Source organism: Streptococcus plurextorum DSM 22810, from assembly GCF_000423745.1.
Taxonomy (GTDB): Bacteria; Bacillota; Bacilli; order Lactobacillales; family Streptococcaceae; genus Streptococcus; species Streptococcus plurextorum.
The window spans coordinates 1-20,124 of record NZ_KE384087.1 but is presented as its reverse complement, the minus strand read 5'-3'; the positions used below and the strand labels follow the sequence as shown (position 1 = coordinate 20,124).

The 20,124-nt window shown below is 41.3% G+C and carries 17 protein-coding genes; all 17 read right to left on the bottom strand.

The annotated features are described in order from the left end of the window. Positions 1-118: 118 nt before the first annotated feature. Positions 119-412, bottom strand: a complete 294-nt coding sequence (gene cas2 / locus G575_RS0110810) for a CRISPR-associated endonuclease Cas2 (RefSeq protein ID WP_027972720.1) — start codon at positions 410-412, stop codon at positions 119-121. 10 nt (positions 413-422) lie between these two features. Continuing rightward, a complete protein-coding gene (gene cas1c, locus G575_RS0110805) occupies positions 423-1,448 on the bottom strand; it encodes a type I-C CRISPR-associated endonuclease Cas1c (RefSeq protein ID WP_027972719.1) in 1,026 nt (341 codons plus the stop codon). Then, the gene (cas4, locus tag G575_RS0110800) at positions 1,445-2,116 is read right to left on the bottom strand and encodes a CRISPR-associated protein Cas4 (RefSeq protein WP_027972718.1); all 672 of its coding nucleotides are present in this window, start codon (positions 2,114-2,116) and stop codon (positions 1,445-1,447) included. Before cas4 ends, cas1c begins: the two co-directional genes overlap by 4 nt. Before the next feature lies 1 nt (position 2,117). Further along, positions 2,118-2,969 (bottom strand): type I-C CRISPR-associated protein Cas7/Csd2, encoded by an 852-nt coding sequence (gene cas7c, locus G575_RS0110795; protein ID WP_027972717.1) that lies wholly within the window; start codon positions 2,967-2,969, stop codon positions 2,118-2,120. 3 nt (positions 2,970-2,972) lie between these two features. Beyond that, positions 2,973-4,874, bottom strand: a complete 1,902-nt coding sequence (cas8c, locus tag G575_RS0110790; protein WP_027972716.1) for a type I-C CRISPR-associated protein Cas8c/Csd1 — start codon at positions 4,872-4,874, stop codon at positions 2,973-2,975. Further along, positions 4,874-5,611, bottom strand: coding sequence for a type I-C CRISPR-associated protein Cas5c (gene cas5c, locus G575_RS0110785; protein ID WP_027972715.1), 738 nt, complete (start codon positions 5,609-5,611; stop codon positions 4,874-4,876). The genes cas8c and cas5c overlap by 1 nt, the downstream gene beginning before the upstream one ends. A gap of 486 nt (positions 5,612-6,097) precedes the next feature. Further along, positions 6,098-8,533: a CRISPR-associated helicase/endonuclease Cas3 gene (locus tag G575_RS0110780; protein ID WP_027972714.1), complete on the bottom strand. Its 2,436-nt coding sequence runs from the start codon at positions 8,531-8,533 to the stop codon at positions 6,098-6,100. 103 nt (positions 8,534-8,636) lie between these two features. Next, positions 8,637-10,166 (bottom strand): zinc ABC transporter substrate-binding protein AdcA, encoded by a 1,530-nt coding sequence (locus tag G575_RS0110775; protein WP_027972713.1) that lies wholly within the window; start codon positions 10,164-10,166, stop codon positions 8,637-8,639. A gap of 159 nt (positions 10,167-10,325) precedes the next feature. Continuing rightward, entirely contained in the window at positions 10,326-12,203 is a 1,878-nt protein-coding gene (gene pknB, locus G575_RS0110765; RefSeq protein WP_027972712.1) for a Stk1 family PASTA domain-containing Ser/Thr kinase, read from the bottom strand. Then, positions 12,200-12,940 carry a Stp1/IreP family PP2C-type Ser/Thr phosphatase gene (locus tag G575_RS0110760; RefSeq protein WP_027972711.1) on the bottom strand — a complete coding sequence of 247 codons (741 nt, stop codon included), beginning with the start codon at positions 12,938-12,940 and terminating at the stop codon, positions 12,200-12,202. Before G575_RS0110760 ends, pknB begins: the two co-directional genes overlap by 4 nt. Before the next feature lie 39 nt (positions 12,941-12,979). Next, positions 12,980-14,302, bottom strand: a complete 1,323-nt coding sequence (rsmB, locus tag G575_RS0110755; protein WP_027972710.1) for a 16S rRNA (cytosine(967)-C(5))-methyltransferase RsmB — start codon at positions 14,300-14,302, stop codon at positions 12,980-12,982. Beyond that, positions 14,292-15,233 (bottom strand): methionyl-tRNA formyltransferase, encoded by a 942-nt coding sequence (gene fmt / locus G575_RS0110750; protein WP_027972709.1) that lies wholly within the window; start codon positions 15,231-15,233, stop codon positions 14,292-14,294. The genes rsmB and fmt overlap by 11 nt, the downstream gene beginning before the upstream one ends. Continuing rightward, complete coding sequence (locus tag G575_RS0110745; protein ID WP_027972708.1) at positions 15,230-15,952, bottom strand: CPBP family intramembrane glutamic endopeptidase; 723 nt, start codon at positions 15,950-15,952, stop codon at positions 15,230-15,232. Before G575_RS0110745 ends, fmt begins: the two co-directional genes overlap by 4 nt. Positions 15,953-15,995: 43 nt before the next feature. Next, positions 15,996-18,380: a primosomal protein N' gene (locus tag G575_RS0110740; RefSeq protein WP_027972707.1), complete on the bottom strand. Its 2,385-nt coding sequence runs from the start codon at positions 18,378-18,380 to the stop codon at positions 15,996-15,998. An 81-nt stretch (positions 18,381-18,461) separates the two neighbouring features. After that, entirely contained in the window at positions 18,462-18,779 is a 318-nt protein-coding gene (gene rpoZ / locus G575_RS0110735) for a DNA-directed RNA polymerase subunit omega (protein WP_027972706.1), read from the bottom strand. Positions 18,780-18,795: 16 nt separating this feature from the next. After that, positions 18,796-19,410: a guanylate kinase gene (gmk, locus tag G575_RS0110730; RefSeq protein WP_027972705.1), complete on the bottom strand. Its 615-nt coding sequence runs from the start codon at positions 19,408-19,410 to the stop codon at positions 18,796-18,798. Between the two features lie 210 nt (positions 19,411-19,620). Beyond that, positions 19,621-20,124: LPXTG cell wall anchor domain-containing protein (locus G575_RS12055; protein ID WP_083958926.1), on the bottom strand; the 504-nt coding region annotated here is incomplete at its 5' end.

Genomic DNA, 20,124 nt, shown 5'->3' with positions numbered 1-20,124 from the left:
AATAAAGTTTCTACAGATATAGAATATACCATAAATTCACTCTATTTCACTGTTTTTCATATGTTTTTCACGCGAATCTCCTCGCATTTTATGAGTAAGTCCGATTCGCAGAGAGAATCTATAACAGAAGGACTCCTTGATCTGGATCATAACTAGTATCTCGCCCAATCGTTTCCACACGATTTTGCCAGTTTTTTCCTAGCATATAAAAGCGGATACTGTCCTGTTCCTTGTCAATGATTTCCAATAATCTATTCTTTACTTCAACAAATTCTGCTGGAGTGACTGAACATTCGAAAACAGAATGTTGCACACGTTGACCAAAGTCAACGCACAGCTTGGCTACTTTTCTCAACCGCTTTCGTCCAGCCGCTGTCTCTGTATTGACATCATAGGTCACTAATACCATCATAATATAGCTCCTATATCATAAATGGAGGATAACTGTCCAACTCGCCTCGAATAGCTTTTGCAAGCAATTGTGCCTGAACGTAGGGCAGTAACATCAATTTGACTTTTTCCTGCGTAAATGGATGTTCAACTTCTGTATGTTTTCGCTTTTGCCAGGCTTCAATGAAAACTGCTCTGCCTTTTTCAGTCAACAAAACACTTCCATTTTCTTTGATATCAAAATGCTTTTTCGTTAACTGTCCTCTATTGATTAAGGAAAATACATACCGATCAACAATGAAGGAACGAAATTCCTCAACTAAATCCAAAGCCAGACTCGCACGACCAGGACGGTCTGTGTGGAAAAATCCAACATAACTATCCAGACCAACCGCTTCAAGTGCTGATTGGCATTCATAGGTCAACAGACTGTAACCGAAGGAAAGTAAGGCATTCACACAATCCAATGGAGGCCTTCTACTGCGACCATTGAATTGAAACGTCTCCTTATCAGTCAAAACCATTTCGTTGAATAGGCGGAAATAGTGATTCGCTGCCTGCCCCTCAATTCCAAGAAGAGCTTCCTTGTCCAGAGCAGTTTGAACCATTTCCACTGCCCAAGTCAGCTCTGTATTGACCTCTTCAAATAGATTTCCATCTACCCTATCTTTATGATCTCTACGAAATCGCAATAGGTATTTTCTGGAATTAGAGATTTTAGACAGAATAAAACGTTTGGCAAATTCCAGAGACAAAGCATTATCAGCTAAGCGATACTGTTGCCGTCTTAAGAGTACATTTCCATTCGTCGGACCGACAAACCGTCCACAAAATCGACCTTGTGGCGTATGGAAGGATAGGTTGATCTGATGCTCCGCACACAGTTCAATCAAGGACGGAGAGGCTCCTAGATAAGAAAAACACACAATACCGTCTATAATCCGATAAGGGAAACGATGAACAGCAACGCCATTTTGCTTAATGACAATGTTGTCCCGCTCTCTAGTCAAATAAAAATCTTCCTGAGTCAGATAGAGTGTATTCAGCAGTTTCTTCATAACCCCTCCTCGCTTACCATGGATTGTTGGATATAATGAGCAACACTACGCGATTTTTTACTCAATCTAGGCATACAAATATCTACCAGTGAGCAAAGTTGGCAATTCTTAAAATACTCAGCCTTTGGCAAATATCTTTTCTGATAAAGTTCATGCATTTGTCTAGCTAATTCAACAACCAGCTGCCTCAATTCAGCACTAATGCTAATTTCTACTTTTTTATTGACACTATGATAGTACAGATAACCCTTATCAATTTTGCAAGCCAGTGTTTCCTCCAAACACATGGTCTGTGCCACCAATTGAACAATATCCCGTTCATCTTTCTTCGGCTTACCACGCTTGTATTCAACGATAGTTGGAATCCACTTACCGCGTTTTCCACTCAGTGAAATGCCTGCCTCATCTTTATGAAATTCCACAACATCTAGTATCCCGTAAAGACCAAGTTCTTTAGACGACACCTGCATCGCTCGAGAAACCAAGAAATCCTTGCGTTTTTCTTTAATATAGGGATTGTCAGCTTTTTGATGAAGAAACTGACCATGTGTCGTCGCTTCATTTTCAGCCCATTCTTGATAAATATGAATCAAGGCCCATTGACGTTTGCAGAACTGAAAATGTTGAATACCAGACAACATCAAATAATCATCTTCTGCATAGGTCATCTTACAGTCCTTCTAAAATCTCAACTTTCAATCCTTTATCCTGAAACTCAGCCAATTCTGCCTGCTTCAGTCCGATAGCATAATCTTCGTAGCTTGACTTGTCTTGTTTTTCCTCATCAAACTCTAACAAGTCGAAGACACGTGCACTGGAAACATTGCCCAGTTTATTGGAATGAGTGAACCAGAAAACCTCACGAACACGCATGGAGCCTTCTGGACGAGCTGATGACGCATCATTTTCAAATAGGGTAATCAGGGTTTCCTTCAAGACCTCCGCATCTTCTGCCGTAAAGCCTGTCTTCTCTGCAAAATAAGCATTGATAGACCCTTTTACAATATATACACCATAATCTACAAAATGCTTGGTTCCCATAGTGTCAGAAGAACGACCTCCTGCTTTCTTAGGTTCCACACCATTTGTACTTCTAGTAATCTGCAAACTAGAAATGATAATTGGTTCTAACGAATGAGCCATGCTAACAGAAACTGGACCACGGATAGCAAAAGAGCGATCCTTCAAATACGTGAAGACCTGACCAAATGAGCGAACATCTAACCAGATTTGATTGGCCTTTTCATTGATTTCCTCATCTGATTCTTTTCCAGAAAATTGAGCTTTGAAGCGTTTTTCTAAAGAATTTAAGCCATCTTCAATCCGATCGTTTGCCTGGACAAAAATCTTATGCCCCATATCCTGCATCCGGTTACGAATTTTCCGCTTAATCGCAACATCACTAATAATCCCTTGATTCTTAGCATTCGTACGTGGCATATTTCCTGATAAAGGATCGCCATTAGCATTGGCCTCTCGCACCTCAATGGTCACCATAAAATCTATTTTCTGTTCCAACATTCTCTATTCCTCACTTTCAATTTTTTCTTGTTTTGTGTAAAAGTATTGCTTCTCAGCATAATAACCAAATATAAAGCGATAGTCTAATGGGTCATTGATTCCACGTTCTTGCATCAAAGGCCCTAATAACCCCATGATTTCTTCCCGTTCTTTTTCCAATTTATTAAAAATACCAGGGCTATTTAACTTTACTGTTTCTTCGTAAGGTTTGATTTTATTGGTTAAATTCATCATCAATTTAGCTGGCTGGCTTGTATAGGCAGTCCAGTAACGTTCTGCATTGGTGATGCGATCATTTTTTGAACCGTCTAACTGATACCGTTGAAGCTCTAACAATTCAAAAATCGCCAACAATCGTCCAAACAAATAGGAACGATCCTTATTCTCGTGGTCTAACATCGGTGTAAACTCCTCCTTATTAGTTTTATGTAAAAGGGCCAAGGAAACAAATAATACCTTGTTCCATGTGTTACCATATCTCTGACGTTGCTTGATATTGTCTTTTAATTTACCAAGAATCGTATCCGGAACATCTTTCCCATCAATCATGCTGGTAGCTAACTTTTGGAACTGATCACTCTTGAACTTGTCGTTATCCAGTTCCAAGAATCGACCTCTATCTACACCATAGGCCGCTAAAACAATATCCTGATAACTAGGTGGACACTCCGCATACTCTCCATTTTTCTTCTTAAATTGCCAAGAATACTTGTCCTGCCATTTATTGAGATTATCTAGTAGTTGAGAGGCAGCTAACTGTCTAAAGTATTTAAGGGCAACACGACCATCATTGGTCTTGTTAACGATAGCAACATAGTAAGTCGCTCCGTCACCAAATTCTTTTTTACCATGGATAAAAGATAAGCGGATTTTCTTGTTCTTTTCAGTTATTTGAAATTTAGGAGTATCATCTGAAGATGTTTCTCCAAAATCAAAGATTCCAGCATCTTCAATCTCTTCCACTTTCGGAGTAGTGATATCTAATTGAGTCTCATTAGTCAAATCATCACTAAACCAGTTGATCAAATGCTGTCCTGACCCTAACCATGCGTGGGTATGTTCACTCTCCAACAAAAACTTTGCCATTAAATGAATCTTTTCCGAAGTCTGATTCCCAACGGTAAAGACATCCTCTCGTTCCTTGAAGCGTCCTTTATAGGTTTCAATGTTATTGCTGACGGAAATCAGTTTGGCATTTCCTATCAATCCGCGGTGCTTGGCAGCCAGCACTTCTTGCTTCCCACTAATATTACAGATGATATCTGCCTGCTGATTTGATTCCACATAGGAAATGTAAGCCTTATGTAAGTCCAAATAGTTGGTAACAGAAACCGTTTGATAGGCAATAAATTGATCAATTTTAAATTCCAGAAAAGCCGTCGATAGGTCAATAGTCTTTTCACTATCATCACTGTTCAGAAAAGTTACTTTCAATCCCTCTCTACTGGTTACTCTACCATAGAGGGACTGGACAATTTTATCTATAAAGTCATCCTGTAACAGAAAATGCTGGATATGACTTAAAAATGTTTTGACTTCTTGTTCTTGACACTGAGTAATCCATTCATTCAACTGACGATGATAGGTGTCATACTGTCCTTGGTCTATTTCTGAAAGATAGTAAGTTAATTTATCAACCAGAGGGTGCGGAGCTGGATTTTTCCCCGAACGAGCCACCGAGTCAGAAGTCACAGGAAAGATGATACTCTCACCATCAGCCATAAAATCTGCTTTCATGAAGTTTCCTTCTTTATCGAGTAAGACGGCTATCGTATCTTTTCCATTTGAACGACGACTGGTATGATAAATCGGTAGAAGGGGACTGGTTGATTTTTGGGCGTTGTCAACCCAGCCTGTGTCCTCAGCTGCTTCATAAGCCCGTAAAAGTGCTGTAAAAAAATCCATTAGCGACCTCCTTCCTCATTTTCTTGATCTCGTGAGTAAATCTCAAATTCTTCTTCTACAGACCTAATGTCACCAGAGGTCTTAAAAACATAATCAGAGAGAGTATTAACAATCTCGCAGTCTTCTTGCTCCTTAAACCGTATGACACTGTTTTCCATAACAGTTTTTGTAAAATAGGAACGAAGCGGTTGATTAGACTCTGTTGGATAGGCAAATGAATGAAACATGATTCCAAAGTCGATGGTCTTATCTGCGTATTCTACTTTAGCTGTTTCATATTCTTCCTGGCTAATCGCTTCAACTAAACCAAGACATTCCCTAGTTCCAAGAAAGACATCTCGTCGCCCGCCTTTTTTGATAGACCTTTCCATAATAGCCTCATGTTTATTTGGCAGACGATCGTGCACTAAATCTGGGCGATTTTCATTCCAGATAAAGTGAAATTTGACCAAGTATTCTACATTGCTGAGGTAAGAGACATAACTTAAATCTGCCCCATAATTAGCCAACAAGGCTCGGACGCCATGTAACTCCGTTTGAATTTGATTGACAATCTTCACTTCTGTCACAACATTTGTGATAGTGGGTTTATAGTAAACCGCATCCACCACACCTTTTAAGGCCTGTCGAGTAGGAACGGCATAACTTGACCTCTCTCCACCACCCTTGGTCGCAGGATTCGTAAAGAGAGCCAGATCACCCTTCACCCGCAGGTAAAAATTCCGTGAACGATACAAAATCAAGTTCCTCCTTTTCTTTATTTATATAGTAAAGATAGACTACAACAAAAATGTACAACCTAACTAACAGGATAGCCAGCCGTGGTCACCATAGCCTTCAACCACAGTGACCACTAACTAACTCGTAAAAATAATTTTTTCCAATGACAGAAATTACTTATCCTTATTTCCTGAACGACAAGCAAAAACCAAGTAAGCTACGGCCGATAATATAGCTGGTAATCGCTCTAACAATTTGTCTATTAGTTGAAAAACATTTTCCGTTATACCTCTTCACCTCCTTAGTAGTAATCATTATAACATATATATCATTCTATGTATATATTTTATGAGAAAGAAAATACATAATTTTAGTTACTTAGAAGGACTTTTTTGATTTATAGTTCTTATCGTGATAAAATCAATTCATCATAGTAGACTATGCGGATTGAAATTATGTTTTTATTTTATGTAATAAAGACTGGCAGATCTTTCTATCTTACCTTACAAGATAGAGAGGTTTGCCTCTTTTTTTAATCCAAGCTTTTCGTCATCATAATACTCTTCTTGCAGTATTAAGACCTGTCCATCTAAATAATATCGAACAGCTTGTAATCGGCTGTCATACTGTCTCAGATTGACTGTAAAGGGCTGTAAGCTCTTAAGCATTTGTTTAATCTCAACTAAATCTTGCTCCCTTGGATAAGGATTACTTACCAGCCGTTCTTCCAAGTCAGCAATTTTCTCTGCTCCGTCACCATATTTAACCAAGACTCCGATACTGTCATCTTTGATTAAATCCATTTTCTGTCCTGCCGTCTTGAATGATTGCTTGATTTTACTATTCACCCACCCTCTGAATACACTTAAACTCAAATAGTCATAGACAGATTCATTGGTAGATAGTGGGTAATCAAATTGTGTTTTATTGTCAGCATAGTAACGTTCAAAAAATAAACGATTCAAGGCCCCGACATCAATTGGTGATCTTTCTTTTATCAAAATAGTTTCAGTAGCCACTTTTTTATGCTTGATTTCCTTCAGATAGGTGAGGCTTTCTTCTTCCTTGGATAAATTTATCAATGTCACCTGACCTACATCACGTTTACCTTCACGATTGCAACGACCAGCCGCTTGAACAATCGAATCTAGTCCTGCATAGGATCGAACTACCCGTTCAAAATCAACATCCACTCCCGCTTCAATCAGCTGTGTACTGACACAAATCAGGGGAACATCGTCTTTCAATTGATTTTTGATTTCTTGAATAACATCTAGACGATGCTGAGCACACATATTGGTCGATAAGTGATAAAGTGGTCTGTCTGTTTGGAACTCTAATAGACTATACAGTTTTTCTACTGCTGGTTTGGTATTGAGAATGACAAGCATGGAAGTTGCTTCTTCCAAGATAAAACTGACTAAGTCAGACAATCGGGAAACCGCATTGCTTTCATCGAACTTGCGGAGTTCTGTCCTCTTAAACACCGCTTGCTCTTCAGCGGTTAAGGTGACAATGTCTGCCTGCTCCGCCATTTCCCCTCCATATAAAAGTCGGTGACTTATATAACCCGAATCATAAGCAGGTTGAGTCGCTGTACATAGGACAACTGTAGCCCCCATGACCCTACTCAAAAAATTCATGGTTAGATTAAAGAGCGTGGTGACCTCAATGGGAAGGGACTGGACTTCATCTAAAATTAAGATGCTGTTTGCTAAGCTAGAGAAGCGTCTGATATTAGCAGATTTTGTCTTGAAAAGCGTTTGAAAAAACTGAACCATAGTAGTAAGGACTACAGGGCTATCCCAGGTATCAATCAGGTAATCTGTCATCAGACTGTTGACTGTTTCTTCTCCATACTCCTCATTTTGAGGTATGGTATCTTGTTGTTCTCTGACTAGGTTAGAATGGTGCTCTAAGACACCTTCTTTACCAATAATCTCCTGAATCGCTGCCGCATTTTGTTCTAAAACAGACAGAAAGGGTGTCATGTAGAAGAAACGTTTCTTATTTTTCTGAGTCAGTTGATGAACTGCGTAACGAAGGGACAGGTTGGTTTTTCCAGCACCAGTTGGAAGATTGAGGCGGTAGATACCTGCAGAATCAGTGGCTCCACGCTGTTTAACGCGTTTTCCCAAGGCCGTTCGAATACGGTTTAACTCTGTAGTCGGATTTCCAAATCCTGCATAAACGTCTTCTACTGATTGAAAATACTTCTGAACGAGTTCACTATTTTCCTCAGTAGTTTTTGGCTCGATAACAAGATCATAGGCATTGATCGTATCCAAAATATCTGCATTTTTCAAATATGATAAGTAGAGGCGAATAAAACAAGAGCTATAAAAAGCCGATTCGCTGTCATCGTTGATACATAATTTCGCCCAAGCAGTTTGAAAATTTTCAAACGCTTTTATCACTAATTCATCTACATTTTGATAACCAAAGCTAGGTAATTGTTCCTCCAGTAACTTGGCATAGGCACTTATATCTTCTTCATAATGATAGTCTTCTCGTGGCTGGCCAATCCGATAGAATAACTTACTGTGACGATACCTCCCCGCCCCTTCCATATCCTCAGGTAGAGGGACATCATAAACACCGTGGTGAGCGGATATGATATAGGCTATTATTTCACGAAAAAGTTGTGCATCATCTGGATTTCTTCCTGAACGTTGAAAGACTTGCCCAATCTCTTGAAATAAGTAACGTCCTCCCGCGTAAGAATGATCCACGTGTAGGCTCTGCTCCTCTTTCATTTTTTTCTGAAAAAGTCTTTCCGCCTTTCCAAGGTCATGATAAAGTCCTAGTAAGAACAAAATATCCCTTTGTCCAATTATTTCTGCAGACGCTTTTGCCTCTTGTGCGACATTGAATAAGTGGTCATCTAGGTACTGAAACCGACTTTCTTTTTCTCTCTTATCGATATGTGCCAGTTTCATCCCACCACCTCCTGTTTATATTAATATTTTACTACTTTTCATCAATCAATGAAAGCGTTCGCGTGACAAAAAAACTCAGTTTTTCAACTGAGTTTTTCCTTGCTTAATGCGTCACCATCTCCTGAGCAATTTCGTGAGCGGTCAAGGTATCAGGGTAATAGGTTGGCCAATTTTCTAACTCGTTAAGAAGCTCCTCTTGGCTTGTCCCACCGAAATAAATATGGAAGTGTCCCGATTTTTCAGGGGCAATAATGTGGTCACTAAATTGAACATATTTGAAGTCGCCTGCATCTTTATCATCTGTCTCAAAGAGGAAACGAACACCGCGATTCCCTTTTTGATAGGTGAGGATTTTATAACCTACATATTTATAGGTGAAAGTCTTAGTTTGTCCAGCTTGCGTAAATGACATGGTATTCTTTTCACCATCAATAGTTATGGCGTCAACATCTGTCTGATAGCCAGTGGTGTAATACTCCTGGTATTCTGCAAACGACATCTGGCCTTTCGATTTTTGAGCCTTATAATCCCAAACCTGGTCCAAACTTCCATCTAGAAGAAGCAGATAAACGGATTGCCACTTACCAGACCAGTCTGAGAGTTCACGATCAGCAATGTCAGCATCATCAAAATAGCCTTGATAAACCGTTTTTTCAGGTGTTTCTTCCGCTACAATAGCCGCACCTTCTTTTTCTGTGGTCAATTGCAGAGCAACTAAATTTGATTCCATGATTGAGAAGTAATCTTCTCCGGCATCCAATTGTTTTTGGGTCAAACTCTCCAAAGGATTGAGGACAGCGGTTTTAACACCCGCCTCTTTTGCTAAGGTTTCAGAAACCACTGCAGACGCATTTTCTTCAAAGTAAATGTAGTTAATCCCTTGTTCTTTAACATAAGTCGCCAATTCAGCCAAACGTTGAGCCGTTGGTTCCTGACTAACAGACACCCCTGTAATCGAAATCTGATCAAGACCATAATCTAGAGCCAGATAAGAAAAGGCAGCATGTTGGGTAACAAAGCTCTTTTGCTTAGCAGCTGATAGAACTTGACTATAGTTAGCATCTAGGGCCTTAAGTTTTTCAATATAGGCGGAGGCATTTTTTTCAAAAAGGTCTGCCTTATCTGGATATGCCTGACTCAAATCTCTCTTAATCACATTCACCAGGCTAATGGCACGAGCAGGCGACAGCCAGACATGAGGATCATAAGCATGGTGATGCCCTTCTTCCTCATGATCGTGATCATGGGCTTCTTCATCTCCAGCCAACAAAAGCATTTCCCCTGTCATCTCAATAATATTGACCTTTTGAGTATCAATTGACTCTGCCAAATGTGGTACCCAGGTTTCCATATTATCGTCCATATAAACAAAAACATCTGCACTTTGAATGGTAGTCAAGTCTTTGGTAGATGGTTCAAAATCATGAACCTCTGTTCCAGCCTTGACAAGAAGCTCCACCTCACCACTATCACCTAAAACTGCCTTGCTAAATTCATAGACAGGGTAAAAAGTAGCAACAACTTGAATCTTATCCGAAGACTTTTCAGATGGATTTTTGACATTCCAAAAAATAACTACTCCGATAATGAGGGTAAGGATTAAAGCAAATACTCCCAGTTTTTTCCGTTTCATAACAACTCCTTTTTTAAAACTTTACTGGTTAAGTATATCAGAAATTTTGATTTTTGCAAGATAAAAGTTTGAAAGGATTGAAAATTATTTTCCTCTAGCTGACGATTAACCAAAGCTGGTCTCATCAAAAAATCCACCTAACGGTGGATTCTTCATCAGTTATTCACTTGTTTGTGCTTCTGTGACAGTGGTACTAGTCGTCGTTGTTGTCTGGCTAGTCGTGGTCGTACTAGAAATTGTTGTATTGTCAGGAACCTGCAAATAGAGGATAATATCGTCCTTAGCACTCGTAGATACTGATTCTCCATAGTAAGGTTCTTGACCAATAACCAGACTACCTTTTGTAGGATTCTTAACTTCAATATGACCATAATCGCTTTGAACAAAGAATTTGATACGGCTTTCAGAAATATTTAATGCCGTTAAAATGGTGACTGCCCGGTCAAATGTCAAGCTATTGCCAGACTCATCGGAGGTCAAGTTAGGCATAATGACGGTATCACTCTTAGCTACTTCAAAAACAATTTTATTGCCACTAGAAGGACTATAAGAGCTGCCTGCTTTTGGTGTTTGAGCAATAATCGTACCTACCTGAGCATCATTGTCTGTCACTTCGGTAAAGCTGATATGACTCTCAGATATGCCATAGGTCTCAACCAAAGTGGCTTTAGCCTCTTCAAAAGTCTGTCCTGTAAAGTCAGGCATATCAAAGGCAGCCTTACCATTGGAGACGTAAAGATCTACTGTTTTACCTTCTTTACGGCTTGAACCTGCCTTAGGATTGGTCCTCACAACATTTCCTTTGTCAACCGTGTCACTTTCAATTTCATAAACCTCCCCAAGCTTGAGTCCTTCACTTTCAAGCGTAGAGACTGCTTGTGTTTGGCTCATACCTGTCACGTCAGGGACGGTGACTGTTTGTGATTCCGTAAAGTAAAAGTAGGCAAAGAAAAGTCCAAAGATGAGAACCAGTGCTAACAATATTTTAACAATAGTTCCTATAGGTCCTCTTTTTTTCTTACTTGATTGCTTAGGAGCTTGTAGATCCTGATCTCTAACCGCAGAAAGAGGAGGTGTCACCTGCTCGCGATCTTCCATTTTTTTAGGGCGATCATCTTTAGGCGGATTAGTAGCATTAACGTCTAGCTTTGGCAATGTCGTCTTCGTTGTTCCCTCATCGTCAAACTTAACCCGTTTTTCCCGTGCCCTGCCATCATCCAAGGCAGAAGACAAGTCTCGAATCATCTGATAAGTAGAGGTGTAGCGATCTGTTAGCTTTTTAGCTGTCGAACGAAGAACAACATTTTCAAGAGCTTGTGGTACATTTGCATTTTCAGCTGTTATAGATGGTAGTGGTTTTTGGAAATGCTGGAGTGCGATGGTGACTGCACTATCCCCATCATAAGGGATATGCCCTGTCAACATCTCAAAAAGCATAATTCCCATAGCGTAGATGTCACTTTGAACCGTAGCTTTGGAGCCACGCGCCTGTTCAGGTGATAGGTAGTGTACGGATCCTAACATCGAGTTGGTCTGTGTTAGGCTTGTCTCTGCAAAGGCTACAGCAATCCCAAAGTCCGTCACCTTTGCTCGTCCATCTTTCGTCAAAAGCACATTCTGAGGTTTTAAGTCTCTATGAACAATACCTTTTTGATGAGCTAGTGTCATTGCTGACAAAACCTGCCTCATGATGCGAATCACTTCTTGGTTTGATAAGGGAGCATGATCTTGAATGTACTTTTTCAAGTCATATCCATCAACATACTCCATCACAAGAAATTGCTGGCCATCTTCTTCACCGATATCGCGAATGGCAACAATATTAGGATGTGATAGCTCTGCCATAGCTCGAGCCTCTCTTTGGAAACGAGCCACTGCAACTTGATCTGTTTGGTAATTGGTGCGAAGTACCTTAATCGCCACTTCTTCATTGTCCAATATCAGATCGTTAGCCAAATACACATCTGCCATTCCTCCACGACCAATGGTCTGAAGGATACGATACCGACCAGCAAATAATTTGCCAATCTGAATCATTTAGTCGCCTCGCTTTCAATCTCAAGCAGAGCCACTGTAATGTTATCAAGACCGCCTGCAAAGTTAGCTTGGTCAATCAATGCCTGAACTTTACTGTCTAGGTCTGTTTCCTCAAGAATAATACTCGTGATATCCTCATTGGATACCATATTGGTCAAACCATCGCTATTAATGAGAAGGTAGTCTCCTTCTTGGAGAACTTGGACCGCTACATCAATATCTAGAGGAGCTGCTTGGCCAACCGATTGGGTAATGATATTCTTTTGAGGGTGCACCGCTGCTTCTTCTTCTGTTAATTGCCCAGCTTTAACAAGAGCATTTACCAAAGAATGATCACTCGTCAAAAGAGTATATATGCCATCACGAATCAACCCAACACGAGAGTCCCCAACATGAGCAAAGATGACAACATTTCCCACAAAAGCTGCCGCCTCAATAGTGGTTCCCATGCCTTTGTAATCTTCTGTTTGACCCAATTCATAAATTTTTTGGTTTTCTTCTTCAATGATCTCAAACATCCAATCACGAATCTTACTCAATTCCTTAAAATCTGAATTGACCCAAGAACGTCCAAGATCCGTTACCGCCATCTCACTAGCGATATTACCCGCACGATGACCGCCCATACCGTCCGCAAGAACAATAAGCTCCAGACCGTGTTTGTTGGTGTATTTATTAATGGAATCTTGGTTATTTGAACGTTTTAGTCCAATATCCGTCTGCATTGTAATTTTCATCTATGATTTGCTGAGATACTCAGCTTTCCTCCTCAGAAACTAATCACATCGACGGAATTTTGCAATAAAAAATCCGTCCGTTATATATTGTTCTGGCGTTATGGCTAGACAGCCCTCCACAACAATATCTTTTTGTTTATGATCTAATGGAACCTGTTCAAAGTTAGGATGTTTGGCTAAAAATTTTGCCACCACCTCTTGGTTTTCCTCAGAAACAATGGTACAGGTACTATACACCATTATACCACCTTTTTTGAGGGTTTGGCAAACACTTGATAGGATTTCAAGCTGAATAGTCTGTAAACTCTCAAAATCTTGCAAAGTCTTATTGTATTTAATGTCTGGTTTGCGTCGAATGAGGCCAATTCCCGAACAAGGAGCATCCACTAAGATTTTGTCAAAATGGTCTTTGGGAAAATGCTGTGCAACCTGACTAGCGTCGAGCCGCAAGGTTTCTACTCTTTCTGACAGACCAAGACGTTCCGCATTCTCTCTAATCAGCGCTAGCTTATGGTCATATAAATCAAGGGCTGTGACTTTTCCTGTCGTCAAGTAAGAGGCCATGTGTACGGTTTTACCACCAGGCGCTGCACAAGCGTCTAAGACACGTTCATGCCCCTCAATCCCCATAGCTGGTGCTACCAACTGACTGGTCTCATCTTGAATGGTCAAAGCACCCTTTTTAAAGTTATCTGTAGTTGCAAAAGCGCCTGATGGTTTTGTCAAGCCAACTTCGGATAAGACCGAAATGTCAGCTCCTGTCGCTTCTGCGATTTGAAGCAATTTTTTAGGGTCAGTCACACGCACAGAGGCTTTATTCCGGATATAAAGGCTCTCAAATATTTTGATTGCCCGCTCTTCACCATATTGGTCAATCATTTTTTTAACGAGCCAAACAGGTAAGGAATATTGAATCGCGTAGCGTTTGTTGACTCGCTTAATCTTTGCTGAGTCTGGCAAGTCTTCTGTCGCTAATCGGCGGAGCACGGCATTAACTAGCTTATCTGCTCCTTTTTTATTGCCACGATTTTTGGCAATCTCTACTGCTGAGTTGACCACAGCATGCGCAGGAACCTTATCCAAGTAGCGTAACTGATAAAGACTGAGCATAAGCAAATAATAGACCCAGCTCTGCAATTTATCACGATCCTCGATATAATGCGCCAAAAGCCACTCTAGCGTCATCTTGCGCGCCACTGTGCCGTAGACAAGCTCCGTTACAAGGCTCTTATCCTGCTCAGACAGCTGACTCCCCTTCAGGTGTTTGTTGAGAGCGATATTTGAAAAAGCCCCCTCATCAAAGACCTGTTCAAGCACTAGAAGCGCTTGACCGCGCGCAGTTTTTTTCCAATCATTGGCCAAATGAATCACCTACTTCAAGTTTTTGCCCCACTCCATTTAGGAAGTCACCAATCGCCATTTTAGGCTTACCTGCTGGCTGTACTGTTTTTAGGGAAATGGCAGAGCTACCACAAGCAACCACCAGTGATTTCTTAGTCTTCTCGATAATCTGACCAGGAGCCCCCTCACCTGGGACTTCAACCGCTTCATAAACCTTGAAACGCTCGCCATTCAGCAAGGTGTGAGCAACAGGCCAAGGGTACATGCCACGGATATGGTTAAAGACCTCACGCGCCGACTTATGCCAATCAATCCGCTCTTCTTCTGGGCTAATATTGGGTGAGAAAGTCGCCTGACTAGCATCTTGAGGCTCAGGCTTAATGTCACCAGCGATATAGCCTGGCAAGGTCTCAAGCAACAAGTCCCGTCCGACAATAGCCAGTTTTTCAAACATGGTTCCGACATTATCCTCATCAAGAATCGGTGTCGATGCTTTAGCGACCATATCACCAGCATCCATCTCCTTGACCATTTCCATGATGGTAACACCAGCTTCTTTTTCACCATTGATAATGGCGTAGTGAATAGGCGCACCGCCACGGTATTTAGGCAAAAGTGAGGCATGGACATTGACCGCAAAGCCAACGGAATCAAGAAGCTTCGTCGGCAAAAATTGCCCAAAGGCCGCTGTCACAATCCCATCTGCACCCAAGGTCATCAGCTCCGCCATCTCAGAAGAGCCAGAGAGTTTTTCAGGTTGATAGACCAGCAAGTCATGGGCTAGCGCCACTTCCTTGACAGGTGTCATCTTAATTTCTTTTTTACGACCAACTGCTCGGTCCGGTTGGGTCACCACCGCCAAAATCTCATAAGATCCGTCTGCCAAAAGGCCCTTAAGGACAGTCGCTGAAAAATCAGGTGTTCCCATAAATAATAATTTTGTTTTTGTCATAATGTTTCCTTTTTAGATATTAAAAGTAAAGTCAATACTACAATCAAGCCCAAGCCTAGAACTAATTCAAGGTTGACCTTGATAAGGAAGTAAGCAAAAAGAATATTGCACCAGCCATGAAAGAGGCTACAGTAAAAAACAGACTGTGTTTTCCGATAAATGGCGCCTAATACAAAACTCAGCACAATGGCATAAATAGCAAATTGATAGAAAGGAAATAACCGCTGAACACTCCCAGCTATGAACCAAAGCGGGAAGTGCCAGAGCCCCCAAACTAGACCTGTGATAAGACTGGCTAACCAGAAGGGATAGCGTTTCTCAAGAAGTGGTTGCAGGGTTCCTCGCCAGCCAAGTTCCTCATTACCCCCAAAGAAAAAGAATGACTGGATAAGGAGAAGTGGAACTAGACTAGGAGCTACCAAGCCACTCGCCTCTCTGGAAGATAGGGCAAGCACAGCAAATTGCAGCCCTGAAAATAGTAACAAGTATGTCCAAGACCCTTTCTTAGCAGAAAAAATAAAGCGACAAATAGACGTTAACGATTTGTCTTCCAGACAAACAAGCGCAGCAATCAAAGGGGCGTAGCCTGAGTAGAAGTGCATAACATTCCCAATAACGGACCTCTGGCTAACTCCCAAAATTGCCATGGCACCCCAACCTAGACACCAGGTTATTCCAAAACTAATCCCTAGAAAATGTAACAGCTTTTTGGTGTCCATTATCATTCCACCCTTTCTCATCTCTTATCACATACACCCGTGCTTACATCATATTCTGCGGTTCGTGGTCAATGGCTATACGCAACTCCTTGTTAGACGTCTCCTGGCTCCAATCCAAAATCCCATTTAAAGCCAGCTCCAGCTGATCCTCAAAACGATATTTGATAATCAGTTGGTAGTGATAAAGATTATGGGTTCTAGCAATTGCTTTTGGGGTTGGTCCAAGCATGATGACTTTGGAACTTAATTGCTGGCGCAGCAAAGCTAAAACTTCATAGGACTTCTTGATGACCTCCTCTTCGCTCTTATGCGAGAGACTTATCCCAACCGTAAAATAATAAGGCGGATAGGACAACTGCCTGCGAATGTTCATTTCGTACTGGTAAAAACCTTCGTAATCCTGATTCTTAGCAAAAGCAATGGCATAGTGATTGGGATTGTAGGTTTGGATAATGACTTCTCCTGTTTTCTCTGCACGTCCTGCACGTCCTGCCACTTGGGTCAAGAGCTGAAAACTCCTCTCAGCAGCTCTAAAGTCTGGCAGATTAAGCGAGGTATCGGCATTGAGCACCCCAACCAAAGTCACATTTGGAAAGTCTAACCCTTTTGCAATCATCTGGGTTCCAAGTAAGATATCCGCTTGGCCATTACCGAATGTCTCTAAAATCTTTTGATGAGCCCCTTTCTGACGAGTGGTGTCCACATCCATGCGTAAAATCCTTGCTTCTGGCAAAAGCTCACTGAGCTCATCGAAAGCTTTCTGAGTGCCCGTGCCGTAGTAGCGGATGCTCCGACTCTGACAGTTTGGACACGTCCGTGGAATAGCAGCTTGATGCCCACAATAATGGCAATTCATGGTCTTAGTATCCATGTGTAAAGTCAAGGAAATGTCACAGTTTGGGCAATTATCCACATAGGCACAGTCACGACACATAATGAAACTCGAATAACCACGCCGATTAAGCATCAGCACCACTTGTTCTTTCCTAGAAAGGCGCTCCCTAATCTTATCCAAGAGTATCGGAGTGAAATTACCTGCTTCTTGACGACCGATAAAATCCCTAAAATCAACCACTTGAACACTCGGAACAGTTGCAAGAGGATTCGCACGCTGAGTCAATTGTAGCAGCTGATAAACATCTTTGCTGGCCCTAGCCCGACTTTCAATAGTCGGTGTTGCCGACCCTAAAACGAGAGCTGCCTTATGGTAATTGGCACGTAGCAAAGCCACATCACGAGCGTGGTAGCGGGGATTGCTCTCCTGTTTATAGATGGCTTCATGCTCCTCGTCAATGATGATAGCTCCGATATTTTCCAAAGGAGCAAAAATAGCAGATCTAGCACCCACAACCACTCTGGCACTGCCTGATTTGACCTTACGCCACTCATCAAACTTTTCACCATCTGATAGACCAGAGTGCATAATGGCTACCCGTTTCCCAAAACGTGAAATGAAACGTTGCGTCATCTGAGGGGTTAAGGAAATCTCTGGAACTAGCACAATAGCTGTTTTCCCAAGCTTTAAGACCTTATCGATGATATGCAAGTAAACTTCCGTTTTCCCAGAACCGGTAATCCCTTGCAAAAGAAATGGTTTACTGTCTTTGCCAATTTGCTCAGTCACACGACACACCGCTTCTTGCTGTTGAGCATTGAGTTTGAGAAAAGCTGTCTCTTCAACCTGACTAAAGTAATCGTCACTACGATTTTGCTCTACTTGATAAACCTCTAAGAACCCCTTATCAATAAAAAAGTTCACCACTGGGGAAGAGAAAGTTTTATTCAGCTCTGGGATTTTGCCATCCTTAGGGTGTGCTAACAAAAACTGCTGTAATTCTAAACGCTTTTTAGCACGGTTTCCCAAATCGGCCTTCGATAATTGTTCCAGATGGATCCGATAGTGGCGTTCAGTTTTGATATGTTTCTTGTCAGTCGCTAAGTAATCAACCTGAATTTTCCCTGCTTTGACTAATCTAGCGATTCTATTTTCTAGTGTTTTATCTAAAGTTGAGACAGAAATACTGGATCTCTGACCAAAAATCGCTTGTTTATCCTCTATGGACAAGTCTTCTTTAGCTGTTAACACCTTATCATACTGGCTATTCAGTAAACTTGGTAGCATGGCTTTGAGTAGGGATATTTTATAAGAAAATACTGTCCGCCGCATGGCATCAGCCAAGTCTAGCTGTTCCTGATTAAGCACAGGCTCAAAGTCAAGAACATCAACTACTGCCTTGAGGTCTTGGGCTCCCTTTTCCAAAAAACCAACCACAAACCCCTGTAACAGGCGATTGCCATTTCCAAAAGGCACATGAACGCGCGAACCAAGAGCAACAAACTCCGTCAGATGTTCTGGGACAAGATAAGAAAAGGGCTTATCAGTCTGCATGAGTGGCACATCAACGATGATTTGAGCAATTTTAGACATAAGACTCCTTTCTATTGTTGCTTGGTGACATAGTCACGGATACTCTATAACTATAAAGGAAAAATCCAAGATTGGCTAATCTTAGATTTTCTCTCCTTCTTCTTCTTTTTCTTTTGCGATTTGTTCTTTAATACGGCGCTCTTCTTCTTCTTTGGCGCGACGCTCTGCCTCAAGGCGAGCCAGCACTTGCGCGCGTTTAGCTTCAGGATCTGGGTGAATGGTGACATTACCAGATTCAATTTCTTCCAGCGCACGCAAAGTGTTTTTTTCTGATTTAAAATCCTGAGTGGGCTTAGCGCCAGCTTCTAATTCATGAGCACGTTTAGCCTGTAAAACACAAAGCGAATACTTTGAAGGCACCTTATCCAAAAGGGTATCAATAGAGGGTTTTAACATCATAGTATCAGTCTCTTTTCTAAATATCTTTTATCATATCATTGTATTTACCAATGACGCGTTCCACGCGGAAATGCTCCGCCTCAATCAAGCGTTTGACACGCTCTGCTGCCAAATGAACTTCATCATTAACAACCGCATAGTCATACTCACGCATAAGAGCAATTTCTTCTTTGGCACGTTCAATGCGCTGGGCAATGACCTCATCACTATCGGTCCCACGACCAACTAAACGGTCTTTTAGCTCCTCAAGATCTGGCGGAGTGAGGAAAATAAAAACACCATCTGGAACTTTTTTCTTCACCTGCAGAGCTCCTTGAACTTCAATTTCAAGAAAGACATCAATGCCCTTATCTAAAGTTTCATTGACATAGGTTAGAGGCGTCCCGTAGTAATTGCCCACATACTCTGCATATTCCAGCATCTGACCGTTTCTAATGAGCTCTTCAAATTCTTCACGTGTGCGGAAAAAATAATCTTTCCCTTCAACCTCGCCCGGACGTTGAGGCCGTGTTGTCATCGACACCGAATATTCAAATTTATGATCTGGCGTTGAAAAAATCTCTTCACGCACAGTTCCTTTACCTACTCCTGACGGCCCCGAGAAGACTATCAATAAGCCACGTTCAGACATGTGTAACTTCCTTTTCTATCTATCATATACCTAAAATCTTTTTCCATTTAGTTTACCAAAAAATAGGGAATTTTTCAAGGCACAAATCTACCTTCATCTCCATTAAATACCGTAATGCCTTACTTTTACTGTCTCGCATCAAAAATAAAAAGATAAAGCTCTTAAAGAACTCTATCTTTTTACTTGTTCAGTCACGCAAGCTTCGCGACTTTAATCTAAATCTTTGGCAATAACGTTTTCTTCCGTTACCTTTTCAGTCTCTTTTTTACGCTTTTTGGCAAATAAAGCTGTTCCAAAGAGCAGGCCAAGACCAGCTAATAGCCCTCTACTCTCTGATTCACCAGTATTTGGTAAAATTCCTGCAGCACCAGTTGCTGTTGGATTATCTGGTGTGTCCGAATCTGCATGATATTGACTATTAGATGTAGACTCTGAAATGGACTCGGAAACGGATTCACTTACTGACTCTGAGATTGATTCTGAGATGGACTCCGATACTGATTCACTTACCGATTCTGAAATGGACTCGGAGACAGATTCGCTTACCGATTCTGAAATGGACTCAGATACCGACTCGCTGACTGACTCTGAAATGGACTCGGACACGGACTCACTTACAGACTCAGAGATTGATTCTGATACTGATTCACTTACTGATTCTGAAATAGATTCAGAAACTGACTCGCTAATCGACTCTGAGATTGACTCGGACAC

What these genes read in the sequence shown, in the direction of transcription:
- G575_RS0110780 (WP_027972714.1), bottom strand. Translation starts at nt 8,533, where the DNA reads ATGAAACTGGCACATATCGATAAGAGAGAAAAAGAAAGTCGGTTTCAG.
- G575_RS0110745 (WP_027972708.1), bottom strand. Translation starts at nt 15,952, where the DNA reads ATGGACACCAAAAAGCTGTTACATTTTCTAGGGATTAGTTTTGGAATA.
- cas2 (WP_027972720.1), bottom strand. Translation starts at nt 412, where the DNA reads ATGATGGTATTAGTGACCTATGATGTCAATACAGAGACAGCGGCTGGA.
- cas7c (WP_027972717.1), bottom strand. Translation starts at nt 2,969, where the DNA reads ATGTTGGAACAGAAAATAGATTTTATGGTGACCATTGAGGTGCGAGAG.
- G575_RS0110775 (WP_027972713.1), bottom strand. Translation starts at nt 10,166, where the DNA reads ATGAAACGGAAAAAACTGGGAGTATTTGCTTTAATCCTTACCCTCATT.
- cas1c (WP_027972719.1), bottom strand. Translation starts at nt 1,448, where the DNA reads ATGAAGAAACTGCTGAATACACTCTATCTGACTCAGGAAGATTTTTAT.
- fmt (WP_027972709.1), bottom strand. Translation starts at nt 15,233, where the DNA reads ATGACAAAAACAAAATTATTATTTATGGGAACACCTGATTTTTCAGCG.
- cas4 (WP_027972718.1), bottom strand. Translation starts at nt 2,116, where the DNA reads ATGACCTATGCAGAAGATGATTATTTGATGTTGTCTGGTATTCAACAT.
- gmk (WP_027972705.1), bottom strand. Translation starts at nt 19,410, where the DNA reads ATGTCTGAACGTGGCTTATTGATAGTCTTCTCGGGGCCGTCAGGAGTA.
- pknB (WP_027972712.1), bottom strand. Translation starts at nt 12,203, where the DNA reads ATGATTCAGATTGGCAAATTATTTGCTGGTCGGTATCGTATCCTTCAG.
- cas8c (WP_027972716.1), bottom strand. Translation starts at nt 4,874, where the DNA reads ATGGATTTTTTTACAGCACTTTTACGGGCTTATGAAGCAGCTGAGGAC.
- G575_RS0110740 (WP_027972707.1), bottom strand. Translation starts at nt 18,380, where the DNA reads ATGTCTAAAATTGCTCAAATCATCGTTGATGTGCCACTCATGCAGACT.
- G575_RS0110760 (WP_027972711.1), bottom strand. Translation starts at nt 12,940, where the DNA reads ATGAAAATTACAATGCAGACGGATATTGGACTAAAACGTTCAAATAAC.
- rpoZ (WP_027972706.1), bottom strand. Translation starts at nt 18,779, where the DNA reads ATGATGTTAAAACCCTCTATTGATACCCTTTTGGATAAGGTGCCTTCA.